Below are 17833 nucleotides of genomic sequence, written 5' to 3'. Positions count from 1 at the left end.
AGCGCCCCCGGCCGCAGTCCGTTGTCCACGACACCTCGATCGATAAGGTGCACTTATGAAGCTCGAACTCCGTGGCATCACGAAGCGGTTCGGAGCACTCGTCGCCAACAACCACATCGACCTCACGGTCGAGGCGGGCGAGATCCACGCTCTCCTGGGGGAGAACGGCGCCGGCAAGTCCACGCTCATGAACGTGCTGTACGGCCTGTACCAGGCCGACGAGGGCGAGATCCTCCTCGATGACGAGGTGCAGCACTTCCGCGGTCCCGGCGACGCGATGCGCGCCGGTATCGGCATGGTGCACCAGCACTTCATGCTCATCCCCGTCTTCACGGTCGCCGAGAACGTCATGCTCGGCCATGAAGAGACCAAGGGTCTCGGCACACTCGACCTCGCGAAGGCGCGAGCGCGGGTGCGCGAGATCGCCGACCGGTTCGGGTTCGACGTCGATCCCGATGCCCGCGTCGAGGACCTCCCCGTCGGCGTGCAGCAGCGCGTCGAGATCATCAAGGCGCTCTCCCGCAACGCGCGCGTGCTCGTGTTCGACGAGCCGACAGCTGTGCTCACCCCGCAGGAGACGGACGAGCTCATGGCGATCATGCGCCAGCTGCGCGACGAGGGCACATCGATCGTGTTCATCACCCACAAGCTGCGCGAGGTGCGCGAGGTCGCCGACCGCATCACCGTGGTGCGCCTCGGCACGGTCGTCGGCGAGGCGAGCCCCACCGCGTCGAACGCCGAGCTGGCGTCGATGATGGTGGGTCGCGCCGTCGAGCTGCGCGTGCAGAAGGATGCGGCGACCCCCGGTGAGGGCGGGCTCGCCGTGCGCGACCTGCGCGTCATCGACCCCGCGGGCGTCGTCGTCGTCGACGACGTCAGCTTCGACGTGCGCCCCGGTGAGGTGCTGGCGATCGCCGGTGTGCAGGGCAACGGCCAGACCGAACTGTCCGAAGCCATCGTCGGCCTCCAGGCGCGCGTCACCGGGTCGGTGCGGCTGGGCTCGGTGGAGCTCGTCGGCAAGAGTGTGCGCGGCATCCTCGACGAAGGTGTCGGGTTCGTGCCCGAGGACCGCACGCACGACGGTCTGGTCGGCTCGTTCTCGGTCGCCGAGAACCTCATCCTCGATCGCTCTGCGGATGCCGCGTTCAGCGTCGCGGGGACCATTCGCCGCGGAGCGCTCGATCGCTTCGCCCGCGACCGGATCGCCGAGTTCGACATCCGCACCCAGGGACCCCAGACGCGCGCCGGCGCGCTGTCGGGCGGCAACCAGCAGAAGGTCGTCATCGCGCGCGAGCTCAACCGCGAGCTCAAGCTCTTCCTCGCCTCGCAGCCCACCCGCGGCGTCGACGTCGGCTCGATCGAATTCATCCACAAGCGCATCATCGACACGCGCGACGCCGGCATCCCGGTGATCGTCGTCTCGACCGAGCTCGACGAGGTCACCGCCCTCGCCGACCGGATCGCGGTCATGTACCGCGGCGCGATCGTCGGCATCGTCCCGGGGGACACGCCCCGCGACGTGCTCGGACTCATGATGGCCGGGGAGGCAGCGGCGTGAACGACAACACCCCCGGGAGCACCACCCCCGACGCCGGCGGCGAGCAGCTGCCCGCGGCATCCGGTCCCCTCACCGGCCACGCGGTGACCGCCGACGGCCCCGCGGCACCGGTCGCGGGCGCCGCTGTGCCGCCGCCGCCCCGCTCGAACCAGCTCATCCGCGAGATCCTGCGGGGGAGCGTCGTCACCACGATCCTGGCGGTCGTCCTCGCGATGCTCATCGGCGGCATCCTCATCGCCGTCACCGACCCGAAGGTGCAGGCCGCGGCCGGCTACTTCTTCGCCCGCCCCGGCGACACGTTCGTCGCGCTGTGGACCTCGATCTACGGCGCGTACGACGCGATGTTCCGCGGGTCGATCTTCAACGCGACCGCGCCGACCTTCGAGGCGGCCATCCGCCCGCTGACCAACACACTCGGGTTCGCGACACCGCTGATCGCGGCGGCGCTCGGCGTCGCACTCGCGTTCCGGGTCGGCCTGTTCAACATCGGCGCGCGCGGTCAGATGCTGATCGCCGCGGCGACCGCGGCGCTGGTCGCCTTCAACCTGAACCTGCCGATGTGGATCCACATCCCCGTGACGCTCCTCGCGGGCATCGCCGGAGGTGCGATCTGGGGCGGCATCGTCGGGCTCCTCAAGGCGCGCACCGGCGCCCATGAGGTCATCCTCACGATCATGCTCAACTACGTCGCCTACTACCTGGTGTCGTGGCTGGTGCGCACCCCCGGCCTGCTGCAGAAGCCGGGCACCAACCAGCCGATCTCGGCGCCGACGCCCGAGACGGCGCAGTTCCCGGCGCTGTTCGGCGAGCAGTTCCCGCGCCTCGACTGGGGCTTCGTGGTGGTCATCATCGCGACGATCTTCGTGTGGTGGCTCATCGAGCGCTCGAGCCTCGGCTTCCGCATGCGGGCCGTCGGCGAGAACCCTCACGCAGCCCGCGCCGCGGGCATCAACGTCAAGCGCGTCTACGTCTACGCGATGCTGTTCGCGGGCGCGCTGGCGGGACTTGCCGGCATGAACCAGATCATGGGAACGGTCACGAGCGGGTTCGACGGCGGCATCGACGCCGGCATCGGTTTCGATGCGATCACCGTCGCGCTGCTGGGGCGCAGCTCGGCGTGGGGCACTTTCGCCGCCGGCATCCTGTTCGGTGCGCTGAAGTCCGGATCGTTCACCATGCAGGCGAGCGAGGGCATCCCCGTCGACATCGTGCTCGTCGTGCAGTCGCTCATCGTCCTGTTCATCGCGGCGCCGCCGCTCGTGCGCACGATCTTCTTCCTCCCGAAGGACGAGGCCGAGCGTTCCGCGCGGGCGAAAGCCCGCCTGGCGAAGAAGGCGGTGGCTCGATGAGCGTCGCAACCCTCGCGGCATCCGCGGTGCCCCACCTCGTGGTGCGGGTACGCCGCATCAAGCTCCCGGTCACCCTCACGATCGTCACGGTCGGTCTCGCCGCCCTGTTCCTGTTCGCGCCGCGCGACGGGCAGAGCGTCTTCCGGCTGAGCGACGACGCGGCGGTCATCGCCCTCGGCGACGTCGCCGTACCGTCGGCGCCGACGGCGTGGATCACGGCGGCGATCCTCGCGCTCCTCACGGTCTGGACCTGGCTGGATGCCGCGGCCTACCGCCGATCGAACCTGGCCGTGCCGATCGTCTACGCGATCCTGGCCGTGTTCGCCTTCCTCACCTGGTCGGCCGCGGGCGGTCTCGTTCCCGTCACGGGCCTGCTCTTCGGTGCGATGTCGCTCTCGGTGCCGCTCGTGTTCGGCGCCCTCGGCGGCGTGATCGGCGAACGGGTCGGCGTCGTGAACGTCGCGATCGAAGGGCAGTTCCTGCTCGGCGCGTTCGCGGCGGCCGTCATCGGCAGCATCACGCAGAACCCCTTCATCGGGCTCCTGGGCGCCATGGTGGGTGGTGTGCTGGTGTCGTTCGTGCTGGCCGCCTTCAGCATCAAGTACCTCGTCGACCAGGTCATCGTCGGCGTCGTGCTCAACGTGCTGGTGACGGGTCTGACGAGCTTCCTCTACGGCGTCGTGCTCGCGAACAACGAAGCGGCACTGAACAGTCCCGTGACGTTCTCGCGGTGGAAGATCCCGGTGCTCGGCGACATCCCGGTGCTCGGTCCGGTGCTGTTCGATCAGCCGTTCATCGTCTACCTCATGTACGCGGCCGTGATCCTCGTCGCATGGGGTCTGTACCGCACGCGCTGGGGCCTGCGCCTGCGAGCGGTCGGTGAGCACCCGCAGGCGGCCGACACGGTCGGCATCAGGGTCAACACGCTGCGCTTCTGGAACGTCTCGCTGGCGGGTGCGATCGCCGGTATCGGAGGCGCCTACTTCACGCTCGTCTCGGTGCCGCACTTCACGAAGGAGATGACCGCCGGCCTCGGCTTCATCGCCCTCGCCGCGGTGATCTTCGGACGCTGGGACCCGGTGCGCGCCGCGCTCGCGGGGCTGCTGTTCGGCTTCGCCACCAACCTGCAGAATCTGCTGACCGTGCTGAAGACCCCGATTCCCAGCGAGTTCATGCTCATGCTGCCCTACGTCGTCACGATCCTCGCGGTCGCCGGTTTCGCCGGTCAGATCCGGGGGCCTGCGGCTGCCGGCAAGCCGTACATCAAGGGGTGATGAACCGGATGCCGCGACCCGCGGCATCCGGTTCATCACCCCTCGCACCCCACACCACGGAGGTCAGCCATGCCCGACATCGACTGGGACGCCCTGCGCGTCGCCGCGAACGACGCGATGCGCCGCGCGTATGCGCCGTACTCGAACTTCCCCGTGGGGGCGGCGGCCCTCACCGACGACGGTCGCATCGTGTCGGGATGCAACGTGGAGAACGCGTCGTACGGCGTGGGCCTGTGTGCAGAGTGCGGTCTGGTCTCGAACCTGAACATGACCGGCGGCGGACGACTGGTGGCGTTCACCTGCGTCGACGGTCACGGCGCGACGCTCATGCCGTGCGGGCGCTGCCGCCAGCTGCTGTTCGAGTTCTCGGCGCCCGGGATGCTGCTCCAGACCGTGTCGGGTGTCCGCACGATCGAGCAGGTGCTTCCGGATGCCTTCGGTCCCCGCGAGCTCGAGGAGTACGCCCAGTGAGCGTGGAGCCGTTCGACGCGGTCGATGTGATCCGCACGAAGCGTGACGGCGGCGCCGTGCCCGAGGACGCGCTGCGCTGGATGGTCGACGCATACACGCGCGGCTACGTGTCCGACGCCCAGATGGCGTCGTTCGCGATGGCGGTGCTGCTGCGCGGCATGGAGCGCGACGAGATCCGTGTGATGACCGACGCGATGATCGCGTCGGGGGAGCGGATGAGCTTCGCCGGCCTCGGCAAGACCACCGTCGACAAACACTCCACGGGCGGGGTGGGCGACAAGATCACCCTGCCGCTGGCTCCTCTCGTCGCCTCGTTCGGCGTCGCCGTGCCCCAGCTCTCGGGCCGTGGGCTCGGGCACACGGGCGGCACGCTCGACAAGCTCGAGTCGATCCCCGGATGGCGCGCGGCGCTGTCGAACGAGGAGCTCACCGCGCAGCTCGCCGGCGTCGGCGCTGTCATCTGCGCCGCCGGCTCCGGGCTCGCCCCCGCCGACAAGAAGCTCTACGCGCTACGCGATGTGACCGGCACCGTCGAGGCCATCCCGCTGATCGCCTCGAGCATCATGTCGAAGAAGATCGCCGAGGGCACGGCCGCCCTCGTACTCGACGTGAAGTTCGGCTCGGGCGCGTTCATGCAGGACATCGATCGTGCGCGCGAGCTCGCCCGCACGATGGTCGCCCTCGGCACCGACTCCGGGGTGGCGACCACGGCGCTCCTCACCGACATGAACACGCCCCTCGGCCTCGCCATCGGCAACGCCAACGAGGTGCGCGAGTCGGTCGAGGTGCTCGCCGGCGGCGGTCCCGCCGACGTCGTCGAGCTCACGATCGCCCTCGCCCGGGAGATGCTCGCGCTCGCCGGGCTGCCCGACGCCGACGTCGAGGGCGCGCTCGCCGGCGGCGCCGCGATGGACGCCTGGCGGCGCATGATCGTCGCGCAGGGCGGCGACCCCGACGCATCCCCGCCGGTCGCCCGCGAGACGCACACCGTCACCGCCGCGCGCGACGGGGTGGTGTCTCGGCTGGATGCCCTGCCGTTCGGCATCGCCGCGTGGCGCCTGGGAGCCGGACGCGCCCGCGCCGAGGATCCGGTGATCCACGCGGCCGGCATCGACCTGCACGCCAAGCCGGGCGACGCCGTGCGCGCCGGCGACCCGCTCTTCACCCTGTCGGCCGACGACGACGCCCGTTTCGAGCGCGCGCTCGCCGCTCTCGACGGCGCCTACGAGATCTCGGATGCTGCGCCGGCCCGCGCGGCGATCGTGAGGGAGCGGATCTCCGCCTGACCCGTCAGAATGATCGGTGGGGGAGCCGCGACATCCGATCAGAAGGAGACCCGATGCCTATCGACCAGCACGACGACGCCCGCCTCGAGGGCGTGTCGATCCGGTCCCTTCCGAAGGTGTCGCTGCACGACCACCTCGACGGCGGGGTGCGCCCCGACACGGTGATCGAGCTCGCCGAGGAGGCGGGCATCGCCCTGCCAACCGGGGACGCCGACGAGCTCGCGGAGTGGTTCTCGGCGGTGCGGCCCGATCGCTCGCTCGTCGAGTACCTGCAGCGTTTCGAGCTGACGACCGGGGTCATGCAGACCCGCGACCAGCTGACCCGCGTCGCCCGTGAGTTCGTCGAGGACCTCGTCGACGACGGCGTCGTGTACGCGGAGGTGCGCTGGGCGCCCGAGCAGCACCTGCGCGGTGGGCTGACGCTCGAAGAGGCCGTCGAGGCCGTGCAGGAGGGCATCGAGCAGGGCGAGGACGACGCGGCGGAGGCAGGCCACGACATCCGCGTCGGACAGCTCATCACCGCGATGCGCCAGAACGACCGGTCGCTGGAGATCGCGAAGCTCGCGGTCGCGTTCCGCGAGGCGGGTGCGGTCGGCTTCGACATCGCCGGGCCCGAGGACGGCTTCCTGCCGTCTCGGCACCGCGAGGCGTTCGAGTACCTGGCGGGCGAGTTCTTCCCCGTCACGGTGCACGCCGGCGAGGCCGCCGGCCTGGAGTCGATCCGCTCCGCCCTCGTCGACGGCCGCGCGCTGCGGCTCGGACACGGCGTGCGCATCGCCGAGGACCTCGACGTCGTCTCGCGCAAGGGCGAGCAGGTGCTCGTCGAATTCGGCGACCTGGCGCGCTGGGTGCGCGACCGGGAGATCCCGCTCGAGCTCTCGCCGACCTCGAACGTGCACACCGGCGCGTTCGCGGCGTGGGGCAGCGAGCTCGAGGACCACCCCTTCGACCTGCTCTACCAGCTCGGCTTCGCGGTGACGGTGAACGTCGACAACCGCACGATGAGCCGTACGTCCCTCACCCGCGAGCTGGCCCTGCTCGCCGAGACGTTCGAGTACGACCTCGACGACCTCGAGAGCTTCCAGCTCAACGCCGCGGGCGGCGCGTTCCTGCCGGTGGAGGAGCGCGAGGAGCTCATCGACCTCATCTCCGAGGGCTTCGACCGCTGAGCCCCGACATGGTCGAGGGCGGCACCACGATCGGGTTCGCGGCGCCGGCCTCGGTCGGTGCGGTCAGGCCAGGTCTGCCTGCCGGGTCGTGACGGCGGCCACGAGGCCGTTGTAGAGCGGATGCCCCGCCTCGATGCCCGTGACGCGGGTGACGAGCGCCGTGGCCTCGGTCGTGCGCAGCAGCTCCTGCAGCTCGACGGCTTCCGGGTCGTCGGCGGTCTCGAAGGCGAGCGCGGCGCCGACGGTGCCGAGGAGCGCCGCGACCGACAGGCCCCGTTCGGCGGCGTCGGCCGCCGGGCCGACGAACCGCTCGTGGCGGGAGAGCTTGCGCAGCGGCTGACGACCCACACGCCATACGGTGTCGGGAAGCTCGGGGTTCTGGAACCGGCGCAGGATCGTCGCGCGGTAATCGGCGAGCTCCTCGGCCGTGAAGCCGTGACGGGCGATGAGCACCGCCGACGTCTCCTCGAGCGTCGCGCGCACCGCCGCGAGGATCTCGGGATCGGCGAGGGCGTCGGAGATGCGCTCGATGCCGGCGCGAGCGCCGAAGTAGGCGGTCGAGGCGTGCCCCGTGTTCACCGTGAAGAGCTTGCGCTCGATGTACGGCGTGAGGTCGTCGACGAAGTGCGCACCGGGGATCGATGGCAGTGCTCCCGCGAACGGACCCTGCTCGATCGCCCACTCGAAGAACGGCTCCACCGTGACATCCACCCCGTGCTGGCCCTCGGGCTGCCCGGGCACGATGCGGTCTACCGCGGTGTTCGCGAACACGGCCTTCGCCGCGACCGCAGGCCAGTCGGCGCCGGCGAGGGCGGCGATCTCGTCGCGCAGGGTGTCGGTCGCGCGGATCGCGTTCTCGCACGCCATGACGGCGAGGGGAGGCAGCTCGGCAGAGCGCGCCACGAGCCCGGCGTAGATCACCGGGGCGATGAAGCGCAGGATGTTGGGACCGACCGCTGTGGTGGCGACATCCGCGGTCGCGAGCTCGTCGACGACCGCCTGCGGGTCCAGCTGGCTGTTGACCGCGCGGAAGCCGGTCACGACGGTGTCACCGCCGCCGTCTCCGACGGCGTGCACGGTGTAGCTCGTCTCGGCGTTGATCGCGTCGACGAGGGGGGCTGCGACATCCGAGAACACGACCTCGTAGCCGCCCTCGTGCAGCAGCAGGCCCACGAAGCCGCGACCGATGTTGCCGGCGCCGAAATGGACGGCCTTCATCAGGCGTTCACCGTGGCAAGGCCGGCGAAGAGCTCCTCGGGCGTCGCGGCGGCCTTGAGGGCTGCGACCTCGTCCTCGTCGGAGAACAGGATCGCGATCTGGGAGAGGATCTCGAGGTGCTCATCGCCGCGACCGGCGATGCCGATCACGAACGTCACCGGCTCCCCGTCCCAGTCGACGCCGCCGTCGTAGCGCACGACCGACAGGGCCGAGGCGAGGATCTCGCTCTTGGCCTCGTTGGTGCCGTGCGGGATCGCCAGCTCATTGCCCATGTAGGTCGACACGGTCGCCTCGCGGGCGAGCATCGCGTCGTAGTAGGCGCCGGTGACGGCGCCCGCGGCCTCGAGGATGTCGGCGGCCTCCCGCTGCGCCTCGAGGCGCGTGGCGGCACCCGCGTGGATGCGCACCTGTCCGAGGGTCAGGATCTCTCCGGTCATGTTTCTTCCTTCCACAAAGAGTGCGGGGCGGGCGGATCGCTCCGCCCGCCCCGCGACGAACTCAACCCTGTGCACCATCCTGGTGCTGCGAGGCCACGAGGTCGACGACCTCGTCGTATCGCGGCGAGTTCATGAAGTTGTCGACCGACACGTGGAGCGAGTTCGGCGACGCCGACCGGGCGCGGTCGGTGAGCTGGTTCTGCGTGACGACCAGGTCGGCCGACCCGTCGAGGTTGGCGATGGCCTGGTTGGTCACCGTGACGCCCTCGATACCGGCCTTCTTGATCTTGTTGCGCAACACGCTCGCACCCATCGCGGACGACCCCATTCCGGCGTCGCAGGCGAACACGATCGTGGAGATCGGCTTGGTGGCGACGGCGGTGGTGCCGGCCTCCGACGAGGTGCGCAGGCCCGCGAGGGTGCTCGAGGACTTGCCCTTGTTGGCCTCGGTCGCAGAGATCGCGGCGCTGAGGTCGCCCGACTCGCCGAGCTCGAGGTCACGCTTACGCGTGCGCAGGAGGAACAGCGAGGAGAGCAGGAACGAGACCGTTGCGGCGAGGATCACCGACAGGATGACGCCCACGTAGCCCCAACCGGGACCAAAGTTGCTGTCGCCGGAGGTCTGCAACAGCACCGCGAAGATCGATCCGGGCGATGCGGGAGCGCGAAGGCCGGAACCGAACACCGCGTTGGTCGCCACACCGGTCATGCCGCCGGCGATGGCCGCGACGATGATGATCGGCTTCATGAGCACGTACGGGAAGTAGATCTCGTGGATGCCGCCGAGGAACTGGATGACGATCGCGCCGGGGGCGGAAGCGCGGGCGGCGCCCACACCGAAGAACGCGAAGGCGACCAGGATTCCGAGGCCGGGGCCGGGGTTCGCCTCGACGAGGAACAGGATCGAACGGCCGGTCTCGAGGGCCTGCTGGGTGCCGATCGGGGTGAACACACCGTGGTTGACGGCGTTGTTCAGGAACAGCACCTTGGCGGGCTCGACCAGGATCGACAGCAGCGGGAGCAGGCCCGCGGAGACCAGGAAGTCCACGACGGCGCCCAGGGCGTTCGAGACGGCGGTCATGATCGGGCCGAACCCGAAGAAGCCGACGATCGCGAGCAGCATGCCGAGGATGCCGGCCGAGAAGTTGTTGACGAGCATCTCGAAGCCCGCCTTGATCTTGCCTTCCCAGATGCGGTCCATCCACTTGGTCAGCAGCGCTGCCAGCGGGCCCATGACCATGGCGCCGAGGAACATCGGGATCGTCGTGCCGACGATGACACCGACGGTCGCGATGGCGGCGACCACACCACCGCGCTCGCCGTAGACCATGCGGCCACCGGTGTTCGCGATGAGGAGCGGGAGGAGGTAGGTGATCATCGGGCCCACGAGGCCGACGAACACGGGGATGACGTTGCCGTCCTTCGTCTGCGAGAGCGCGGTCATGGCGTGAGCCCAGTTGATCTGGCTCGCGTCACCGAAGCCGCCGAGGATGTCGGCGACCGGGTGCCAGAAGCCGAGCCAGCCGGTGGCGATGAACAGTGCCGTGATGAAGCCCCACGCGATGAAGGCCGCGATGTTCGGCATGATCATGCCGGACAGGAAGGTACCGAATCGCTGCACGGCGATCTGGGCCTTCTTACCTCCCGACAGCGCGGGCGACGTTGCCGTCGTTGTCATGTTTCTTTCCTTTTCTAGGAAGCGGCGGCCCGGGCGGCCGCACGCGCCGTTGCCGCGTCATTCGCGGCAAGTGCTGCCTCGGCGACGCGTCGGGCGTCGTCGAGCGAGTGGGAGAGCAGGCTCTGACGCACGTCGGCGAGCGCCGTGGGAGCCATGGACAGGGACGTCGCACCGAGGCCGACGAGCACGACCGCCAGCAGCGGGTCGGCGGCGGCCTCGCCGCAGATGCCGACCGGCTTGCCGAGGGCTGCGCCCGCGGCGCCGACCGACTGGATGAGGCGGAGCACCGCAGGGTGCCAGGGGTCCTGGAACGACGCGACCGAGCCGAGGAGCCGGTCCGCGGCAAGGGTGTACTGCGTGAGGTCGTTGGTGCCGATCGAGGCGAAGTCGGCCTGCGCGAGCACCCTGTCGGCGAGGAGGGCCGCCGACGGCACCTCGACCATGACTCCCGCGGTCTTCACGTCGTACTCGCGGGCGAGGGCGACGAAGTATTCGGTCTCCTCGACGGTCGCTACCATCGGCGCCATGACCCACAGATCCGCGGCCTCGCCGTCGGCGGCCGCCGCGGCGTTGGCCTCCGCGAGGGCGGTGAGCTGCTCGCGCAGGATGTCCTCGCTGGCCCGGAGGGCGCGCAGGCCCCGCAGGCCCAGCGCCGGGTTCTCCTCGTGGGCGTCGTTGAGGAACGGCAGCGGCTTGTCGGCACCGGCGTCGAGCACACGCACGACGACCTTCTTGCCGGCGAACGCGCGGAAGAGCTTTTCGTACGAGGTGCGCTGCTGGGCGACCGTGGGGGCGGTGTTCGAGCTCAGGAAGAGGAACTCGGTGCGGAACAGCCCCACGCCTTCCGCCCCGAGGGCCACGGCCTCAGCGGCGCCGTCCGGGCTGCCGAGGTTGGCGAGCAGCGGCACAGCGGTGCCGTCGGCGAGCGCACCCGGGGTGAGCGGTGCGGATGCCGCGGCCGACCGCGCGTCCGCGCGGCGCTGAGCCGCCGCACGCTCGTCCTCCGAGGGCGACACGGTGATCACGCCCGCAGCGGCATCGACGATCACGGTGTCGCCGTCGGCGAGGTCGAGGGCGCCGGCGGTGCCGACGACGGCGACGATGCCCTTCTCGCGGGCGAGGATCGCGGTGTGGGAGGTCGGGCCGCCCTCGCTCGTGACGAGCGCGAGCACCTGGTCGAGGTCGAGGAGCGCGGTGTCGGCGGGGGCGAGGTCGGTGGCCACGAGCACGTAGGGGTGGCCGGGCTCGGGCACCCCGGGGGCGGCGACGCCCCGGAGTCGCGCGATGACGCGCTGGGCGACGTCGTCGAGATCGGCGGCGCGCTCGCCGAGGTAGCCGCCGACCGCGGTGAGCTGGTCGCGGAAGGAGGCGAACGCGTCGTAGACGGCGAACTCCGCGGTCTTACCGGCGGTGATGCGTGTGGCGACCTCGGCCTCGAGCGTGGGGTCCTCGGCCATCATGGCCTGCGCCTCGAGCACGTCGCGGGCCGAGCCGCCCGCCTGGGCGCCGCGCGCCTCGAGCTCGCGGGCGACGACGCCGATGGCCTCCTGCACGCGCGCGGTCTCGGCATCGGAGCCGAGCGTCGAGGGGGCGTCGGCGGGAGCGGGGAGGGGCGCCGCCATACGGGCGACGGGACCCTGGGCGACGCCCAGGCCGATGCCGACTCCGCGGAGGGTGGTCGTGGTGCTCATGTCTGCGCTCCGTCCGGTCAGGCCGCGTCGTGGTCGGTCGTGAGGAGGTCGGCGAGGTCGTCGAGCACGTTCTCCGCGCCCTCGCCGTCGGCGGTGAGCGTGACGTAGTCGCCCTGCTCGATGCCGAGCGCGATCACCCCGAGGATGCTCGCGGCGTTGACCGGCGCACCGGCGTCCTTCGCGATCGTGACGGGGAGCCCCGCGTCCTTCGCCGCCTGGGCGAAGAGCTTCGCGGGGCGGGCGTGCAGACCGTGGGCGGATCCGATGCGCACGGTGCGGGTGGCGACTGTCATAGTGCTTCTCTCGTTGCGGCCGTCCGCGCACGGCGCGAGGCCGGATGCGACGGACGGATGGTGCGGTCTCGGAGCGGGGAGCGGCATCCGCTCCGGCACGGGCGACGTGACGGTTCGAGTGCGTCTCCACGGTTCGGTGCGTGCCCTCGCGTCGTGCGCTGCGTGACGCAGCTGCTGTGCTTCGCCTGTGCCGGTCGTACCGGCGGCGCACGTCGCCAGGATCCTCATCGATCCGCCTCCTGGGTCTATCTTGAGAATTCCCCGAGAGCGCGGGCAACCAGACCTGTTTCCGCCCCCCGCGGAAACGTCGCGGTCGCGTGATGGAATAGGGGAATCGGCGTATCGGAGGGATCACGTGACGCGTGCCAAGCAGGACCGGCTTCTCGGCCTGCTCCTTCGCGACGGCGGATGGGTGACGGCGGCGACCCTCGCCGATCAGCTGGGTGTGACGGCCCGGTCGGTGCGCTCCTATGTCACGAGCGTGAACGGTCGTGTCTCCGGCGGCCAGGCTGTCGAGTCGGGGCCGCAGGGCTACCGCGCCGGCGTCGAGGCGGGCGCCGCCCTGCAGACCTCTCCCGGTGACGGCGGGTCGCCCCGCGATCGCCTCCACACCCTCGTGACGAGGCTGCTCGACGCCCCCGACGGCCTCGACGTCTACGCCGTCGCCGACGAGATGTTCGTGAGCGCCGCGACGGTCGAGTCCGATCTCGCGCGGGTGCGCAGCCTGCTGGGCGGCACAGAGCTCATCCTCGACCGCCAGGGCGCACAGGTGCGCCTGCGCGGCACCGAGATGGCGCAGCGGCGGCTGCTCAGCCGGCTCGTCCATGACGAGATGGATGCCGGTGCCTACGACACCGCGGCGCTCCGGCGTGCGCTCGGCGAGCAGTCCGCGGTGCTCCCGTCGCTCGCGCCGTTCAAGGCGGCGCTCGTGGCACAGCTGGTCGATTTCGGCTATTACGTCAACGAGTACGGGATGAGCGACGTGCTCACCCACGTCGCGATCGCGGCCGACCGCGTCGCACGCCAGCGCGGCCTCGACGCGGAGGGGCTCCCCGAGCCGGTCGCGGCGCAGCTGCGGGTCGCGAACGCGATCGAGACGCTCGCCCGAGAGCATCTCGGCGTCGACCTCGGGCCGGCCGACAGCCGCCACCTCGCCTCCGTCGTGCTCACGCGGGTCGTCGCGCCGGGCATCGCCGACGAGACGCGGGCGCCCCTCGACCCCGAGGTGGAGGGAGCCGTGCGGGAGGCGGTCGGGGCCGCGGCATCCGAGTTCCTGGTGGAGATCCACGACGAGGACTTCGTGCTGCGGCTCGCCCTCCATGTGCAGAACCTGCGGCTGCGGGCGCGGGACAAGGCGTGGTCGCGCAACCCGCTGACCCGATCGTTGAAGTCGACCTATCCGATGATCTTCGAGGTCGCGGTCTTCATCGCCAGTGAGCTGTCGCAGCGACTGAACATCCCGCTGCACGATGACGAGATCGCCTACATCGCGATGCACGTGGGCGGCCAGCTCGAGCGCAGCCGCCGATCGGACGAACGGCTCACCGCGACGATCATCTGCCCTGGGTACTACGAGCTGCACGAGCTGCTGCGCTCGAGCGTCGCCCGCTCGCTCGGCCAGTCGATCGAGGTCGTGCGGGTCGAGACGCGCGTCGACCCCGACTGGGCCGACATCGACACCGACCTCGTGCTCACGACGATCGACGCGCCCCCGGGGGCGCCGGTGCAGCCCGAACGCGTCGTGCGCATCCAGCCCTTCCTCACGCCTGCCGACGTCGACCGCATCCAGGTCGTCGCGGTGCGAGCGCGACGCACGCGTCGCCTCGCGAAGCTGCGCACCGAGCTCGAGCGCTACTTCCGCCCCGACGCGTTCGTGCACGGCATCGATCCGACGCTCGGCGAGGAGGGCACCATCCGCCTCCTCGGCGGGCTGCTGCGGGACGCCGGCGTCATCGACGACGCCTACCTCGAGCGCGCGGTCGCGCGCGAGGGGATGTCGTCGACCGCCTTCACCGACGCGCTCGCGGTGCCGCACGCGATCGGGATGACCGCGGCCCACACGGCGATCGCCGTCGGCATCGCCGACCCGTCGATCCCGTGGGGCGACGCCCGCGTGCAGGTGGTGGCGCTCGTCGCCTTCTCGGAGAACGACCGTGCGGCGTTCCAGACGGTCTTCGAGCAGTTCGTCGAGGTGTTCAACGAGCGCGAATCGGCGCAACGCATCGTGCGCCGCGCGACGAGTCTGCCGTCGTTCCTCGACGAGCTCGTCGCCGTCATCGACGGCTGATCCGACGATCCGGCGTCAGGCCCGGATGAGCCTCTCGTCGAGTCCGCGCCGCACCGCGGGCCACTCGTGCGCGAGGATCGAGTAGACCACGGTGTCCCGCAGTGAGCCGTCGGGCATGATGCGGTGGCTGCGCAGCACGCCGTCGAGCTTCGCGCCGAGCCGCTCGATGGCGGCCCGTGACTGCCGATTGTGCCAGTGGGTGCGCAGCTCGACCGCGACGGCATCGCAGGACTCAAAGGCGTGGGCTAGCAGCAGGCGCTTCGCGGCCGTGTTCACGGCGCTGCGCTGGGCGGAGAGTCCGAGCCAGGTGTGTCCGATCTCGACTCGACGGTTCTCCTGGTCGATGTTGCAGAACGTCGTTTCGCCGACGACCTCGCCGTCGCTCTCGCGCACGACGACCCACGGATTCATGCCGCCGGCGGCATGAAGGCCCTCGCGCATCGCGATGTCGGCATCGACGGCGGCGTCGCTCGTCGGCACGCTCGTGTACCAGGCGTGGTCGAGACCGGATGCCGCGGCTCGGAGCCCCGCCGCATGTGCGGCCGTCAGCGGCTCCAGGCGGACCCAGTCGTTGGCGAGGACGAGCGGTGCGGCGAACTCCATGCCCCGAGCCTAGGGCGCCGGGCGGCGGGACGTGGGGGTCAGCTCCGATCGGACAGCAGTCGGCGGGCCCCGTCCCGCAGTCGTTCGAGCCGCGCGTCGGCGTCGGAGGCGCTGTCGCCGCGCACGTCGAGGTAGAGCTTGAGCTTCGGCTCGGTGCCCGACGGGCGCACGATCAGTCGGGTCTCTCCCTCGAGCCAGTAGCGCAGCACGTCGCCGGGCGGGAGGTCTCCGTGACCCGTCGCGAGGTCGTCGACACGCTCGACGGCGAACCCGCCGACCTCGGTCGGGGGAGCCTCTCGCAGCGACCCCATGAGGCGGGGGATCACGGCGAGGTCGTCGACCCGCACCGAGACCTGACCGCTCGCGACGTGGCCGACCTCCTCGGCGAGCTCGGCGAGCAGGTCGGAGAGGGTGGCGCCGCGTTCGCGGGCCTCTGCAACCAGGCCGAGGATCGCCACGGCGGCCGAGATGCCGTCCTTGTCTCGCACCGTCTCGGGGTTCACGAGATAGCCGAGGGCCTCCTCGAACCCATAGACGATGCCGGGCGCGCGGGAGATCCACTTGAACCCGGTGAGGGTCGCGTGGAAGCCGAGGCCATGGCGCTCCGCCATCGTCGCGAGCGCCGGCGACGACACCAGTGAGCACGCCAGTGACGCACCCGCGACCGGGTGGGCGGCGGCGAGCCGTGCGGCGCGCAGCCCCAGCAGCAGACCCGTCTCGTTGCCGGTCAGGCGGCGCCAGCCGCCGGTGGCGGCGGCATCCGGGATCGCGACCGCGAGCCTGTCGGCGTCGGGGTCGTTCGCGATGACGAGCTCCGCGCCGGCGGTGCGCGCCGTCGCGAAGGCGAGGTCCATCGCTCCCGGCTCCTCGGGGTTGGGGAACGCCACCGTCGGGAAGGCGCCGTCGGGGTGGAGCTGCTCGTCGACCGTGACCGGCAGCGGGTAGCCGGCCGTGCGCAGGATCGCGGCTGTCGTCTCCCAGCCGACTCCGTGCAGTGCCGTGTAGACCCACCGCAGGCCGGCGGCGCCGGCGGGGGCGGGCGCGACGGCCGCCGTGGCGGCGACGTAGGCGGCCACGACCGCCTCGTCGGCGATCTCGTAGTCCTGGGAGCGGGGCAGCGCGTCGACGCGCTCGTCATCGGCGACCCGGGTGATCTGCGCCGCGATCTCGGCGTCGCTCGGCGGCACGATCTGCGCGCCGTCGTCGGCGCCGCCGAGGTAGACCTTGTAGCCGTTGTCGTTCGGCGGATTGTGGCTGGCCGTCACCATCACGCCGGCGTCGGCGCCGAGGTGGCGCACGGCGAAGGCGAGCACGGGGGTCGGCAGCAGGCGGGGGAGGAGGATCGCGTGCAGACCCTGACCGGCGATGAGCTCGGCCGAGTCGCGGGCGAACACATCGGAGTTGCGCCGACCGTCGTAGCCGATCACGACGGTCGGGGTGTGGCCGGGCCGGGCCGAGGCCGCGAGGTACCGCGCGAGGCCGGTCGCGGCCTGCGCGACGAGCACCCGGTTCATGCGCTGCGGGCCCGCGCCGAGCTCTCCGCGCAGCCCTGCGGTGCCGAAGGCGAGGCGTCCCGAGAACCGCTCGCGCAGGGCGAGCACAGAGGCGTGATCGGATGCCGCGGCCCCCGCGATGAGCGCATCGAGCTCCGCGGCGGTGAGGGGGTCCGGATCCTGCGCGACCCAGGCGCGGGCGCGGACGAGAAGGTCGTCGTCGCTCACATCGCCTCGATCACACGGGCCAGGAGCGCGGAGATGACCGGCTCGGCGAGCTGGCCCGCCTCGATGACCTCGGCGTGGCTGAGCGGGGTGGTCTGGATGCCCGCGGCGAGGTTGGTGATGAGAGACATCCCGAGGATCTCCATGCCCGCCTGGCGGGCCGCGATCGCCTCGAGGGCTGTCGACATGCCGACGATGTGGCCGCCGATCGCCTTGGCCATCTGCACCTCGGCGGGCGTCTCGTACTGCGGCCCGCGGAACTGGCAGTAGACGCCCTCGTCGAGAGTCGGGTCGATCGTGCGGGCGAGATCGCGCAGGCGTCGCGAGTAGAGGTCGGTGAGATCGATGAACGTCGCGCCCTCGAGCGGCGAGGCCGCCGTGAGGTTGATGTGGTCGCTGACGAGCACCGGCTGCCCGGGAGTCCAGGCCTCTCGGATCCCGCCGGCGCCGTTGGTGAGCACCATGATGCGGGCTCCGGTGGCGGCAGCGGTGCGCACGCTGTGCACGACGCGGCGGGTGCCGTGCCCCTCGTAGAAGTGCGTGCGCGCGCCGATGACGAGCACGCGCTTTCCGGTCGGGGTCAGGATGCTGCGCAGCGTGCCGACGTGACCCTCGAGCGCGGGCTTGCTGAAGCCTGTCACCTCGGTGGCGGGGATCGTCGCGACCGTCTCACCGAGGAGGTCGGCGGCCTTGCCCCATCCGCTCCCGAGCGTCACCGCGATGTCGTGCGTTGCGACGCCGCTGAGGCGGGCGATGTCGGCGGCGGCGGTGGCGGCGACCTCGAACGGGTCGGCGGCGGGG

15 protein-coding genes are annotated in these 17833 nt (G+C 71.1%); 7 read left to right on the top strand and 8 right to left on the bottom strand.

Annotated features, from left to right (window positions below):
• Positions 1-55 precede the first annotated feature (55 nt).
• From FFS51_RS10115 to FFS51_RS10090, 6 genes are all read left to right on the top strand, one after another.
• Positions 56-1558, top strand: coding sequence for an ABC transporter ATP-binding protein (locus tag FFS51_RS10115; RefSeq protein ID WP_045248235.1), 1503 nt, complete (start codon positions 56-58; stop codon positions 1556-1558).
• On the top strand, positions 1555-2907 hold the full coding sequence (locus FFS51_RS10110; protein ID WP_416361457.1) for an ABC transporter permease: 1353 nt from the start codon (positions 1555-1557) through the stop codon (positions 2905-2907). Before FFS51_RS10115 ends, FFS51_RS10110 begins: the two co-directional genes overlap by 4 nt.
• Entirely contained in the window at positions 2904-4181 is a 1278-nt protein-coding gene (locus FFS51_RS10105) for an ABC transporter permease (RefSeq protein ID WP_137878260.1), read from the top strand. The genes FFS51_RS10110 and FFS51_RS10105 overlap by 4 nt, the downstream gene beginning before the upstream one ends.
• 69 nt (positions 4182-4250) lie before the next feature.
• Positions 4251-4652 carry a cytidine deaminase gene (locus FFS51_RS10100; protein WP_137878259.1) on the top strand — a complete coding sequence of 134 codons (402 nt, stop codon included), beginning with the start codon at positions 4251-4253 and terminating at the stop codon, positions 4650-4652.
• Positions 4649-5938 (top strand): thymidine phosphorylase, encoded by a 1290-nt coding sequence (locus FFS51_RS10095; protein ID WP_137878258.1) that lies wholly within the window; start codon positions 4649-4651, stop codon positions 5936-5938. Before FFS51_RS10100 ends, FFS51_RS10095 begins: the two co-directional genes overlap by 4 nt.
• A gap of 53 nt (positions 5939-5991) precedes the next feature.
• Positions 5992-7107 (top strand): adenosine deaminase, encoded by a 1116-nt coding sequence (locus FFS51_RS10090; protein WP_045248239.1) that lies wholly within the window; start codon positions 5992-5994, stop codon positions 7105-7107.
• A gap of 63 nt (positions 7108-7170) precedes the next feature.
• On the opposite strand, the gene FFS51_RS10085 is transcribed toward FFS51_RS10090, so the two are convergent.
• The 5 genes from FFS51_RS10085 to FFS51_RS10065 form a co-directional block, all read right to left on the bottom strand.
• Positions 7171-8325: a mannitol-1-phosphate 5-dehydrogenase gene (locus FFS51_RS10085; RefSeq protein ID WP_137878257.1), complete on the bottom strand. Its 1155-nt coding sequence runs from the start codon at positions 8323-8325 to the stop codon at positions 7171-7173.
• Entirely contained in the window at positions 8325-8762 is a 438-nt protein-coding gene (locus FFS51_RS10080; protein WP_137878256.1) for a PTS mannitol transporter subunit IIA, read from the bottom strand. The genes FFS51_RS10085 and FFS51_RS10080 overlap by 1 nt, the downstream gene beginning before the upstream one ends.
• A gap of 61 nt (positions 8763-8823) precedes the next feature.
• Positions 8824-10440, bottom strand: a complete 1617-nt coding sequence (locus FFS51_RS10075; protein WP_056207943.1) for a PTS mannitol transporter subunit IIBC — start codon at positions 10438-10440, stop codon at positions 8824-8826.
• A gap of 14 nt (positions 10441-10454) precedes the next feature.
• Positions 10455-12131: a phosphoenolpyruvate--protein phosphotransferase gene (ptsP, locus tag FFS51_RS10070; protein WP_056207948.1), complete on the bottom strand. Its 1677-nt coding sequence runs from the start codon at positions 12129-12131 to the stop codon at positions 10455-10457.
• A gap of 17 nt (positions 12132-12148) precedes the next feature.
• Positions 12149-12424: an HPr family phosphocarrier protein gene (locus FFS51_RS10065; protein ID WP_045248244.1), complete on the bottom strand. Its 276-nt coding sequence runs from the start codon at positions 12422-12424 to the stop codon at positions 12149-12151.
• Between the two features lie 355 nt (positions 12425-12779).
• Between FFS51_RS10065 and FFS51_RS10060 the strand changes: the two genes are divergently transcribed.
• The gene (locus tag FFS51_RS10060; RefSeq protein WP_137878255.1) at positions 12780-14711 is read left to right on the top strand and encodes a BglG family transcription antiterminator; all 1932 of its coding nucleotides are present in this window, start codon (positions 12780-12782) and stop codon (positions 14709-14711) included.
• Between the two features lie 15 nt (positions 14712-14726).
• Here FFS51_RS10060 and FFS51_RS10055 read toward each other — a convergent pair whose 3' ends face one another.
• From FFS51_RS10055 to FFS51_RS10045, 3 genes are all read right to left on the bottom strand, one after another.
• On the bottom strand, positions 14727-15314 hold the full coding sequence (locus FFS51_RS10055; protein ID WP_137878254.1) for a GNAT family N-acetyltransferase: 588 nt from the start codon (positions 15312-15314) through the stop codon (positions 14727-14729).
• Between the two features lie 38 nt (positions 15315-15352).
• Positions 15353-17035 carry a phospho-sugar mutase gene (locus tag FFS51_RS10050; protein WP_137878253.1) on the bottom strand — a complete coding sequence of 561 codons (1683 nt, stop codon included), beginning with the start codon at positions 17033-17035 and terminating at the stop codon, positions 15353-15355.
• On the bottom strand, positions 17032-17833 hold an 802-nt coding region (locus FFS51_RS10045; RefSeq protein WP_137878252.1), incomplete at its 5' end, for a purine-nucleoside phosphorylase. The genes FFS51_RS10045 and FFS51_RS10050, both read right to left, overlap by 4 nt.

Source organism: Microbacterium sp. 4NA327F11, from assembly GCF_005503465.1.
Taxonomy (GTDB): domain Bacteria; phylum Actinomycetota; class Actinomycetes; order Actinomycetales; family Microbacteriaceae; genus Microbacterium; species Microbacterium ginsengisoli.
The sequence above is the reverse complement of the archived record's forward strand: the minus strand, read 5'-3'. Positions and strand labels throughout refer to the sequence as shown.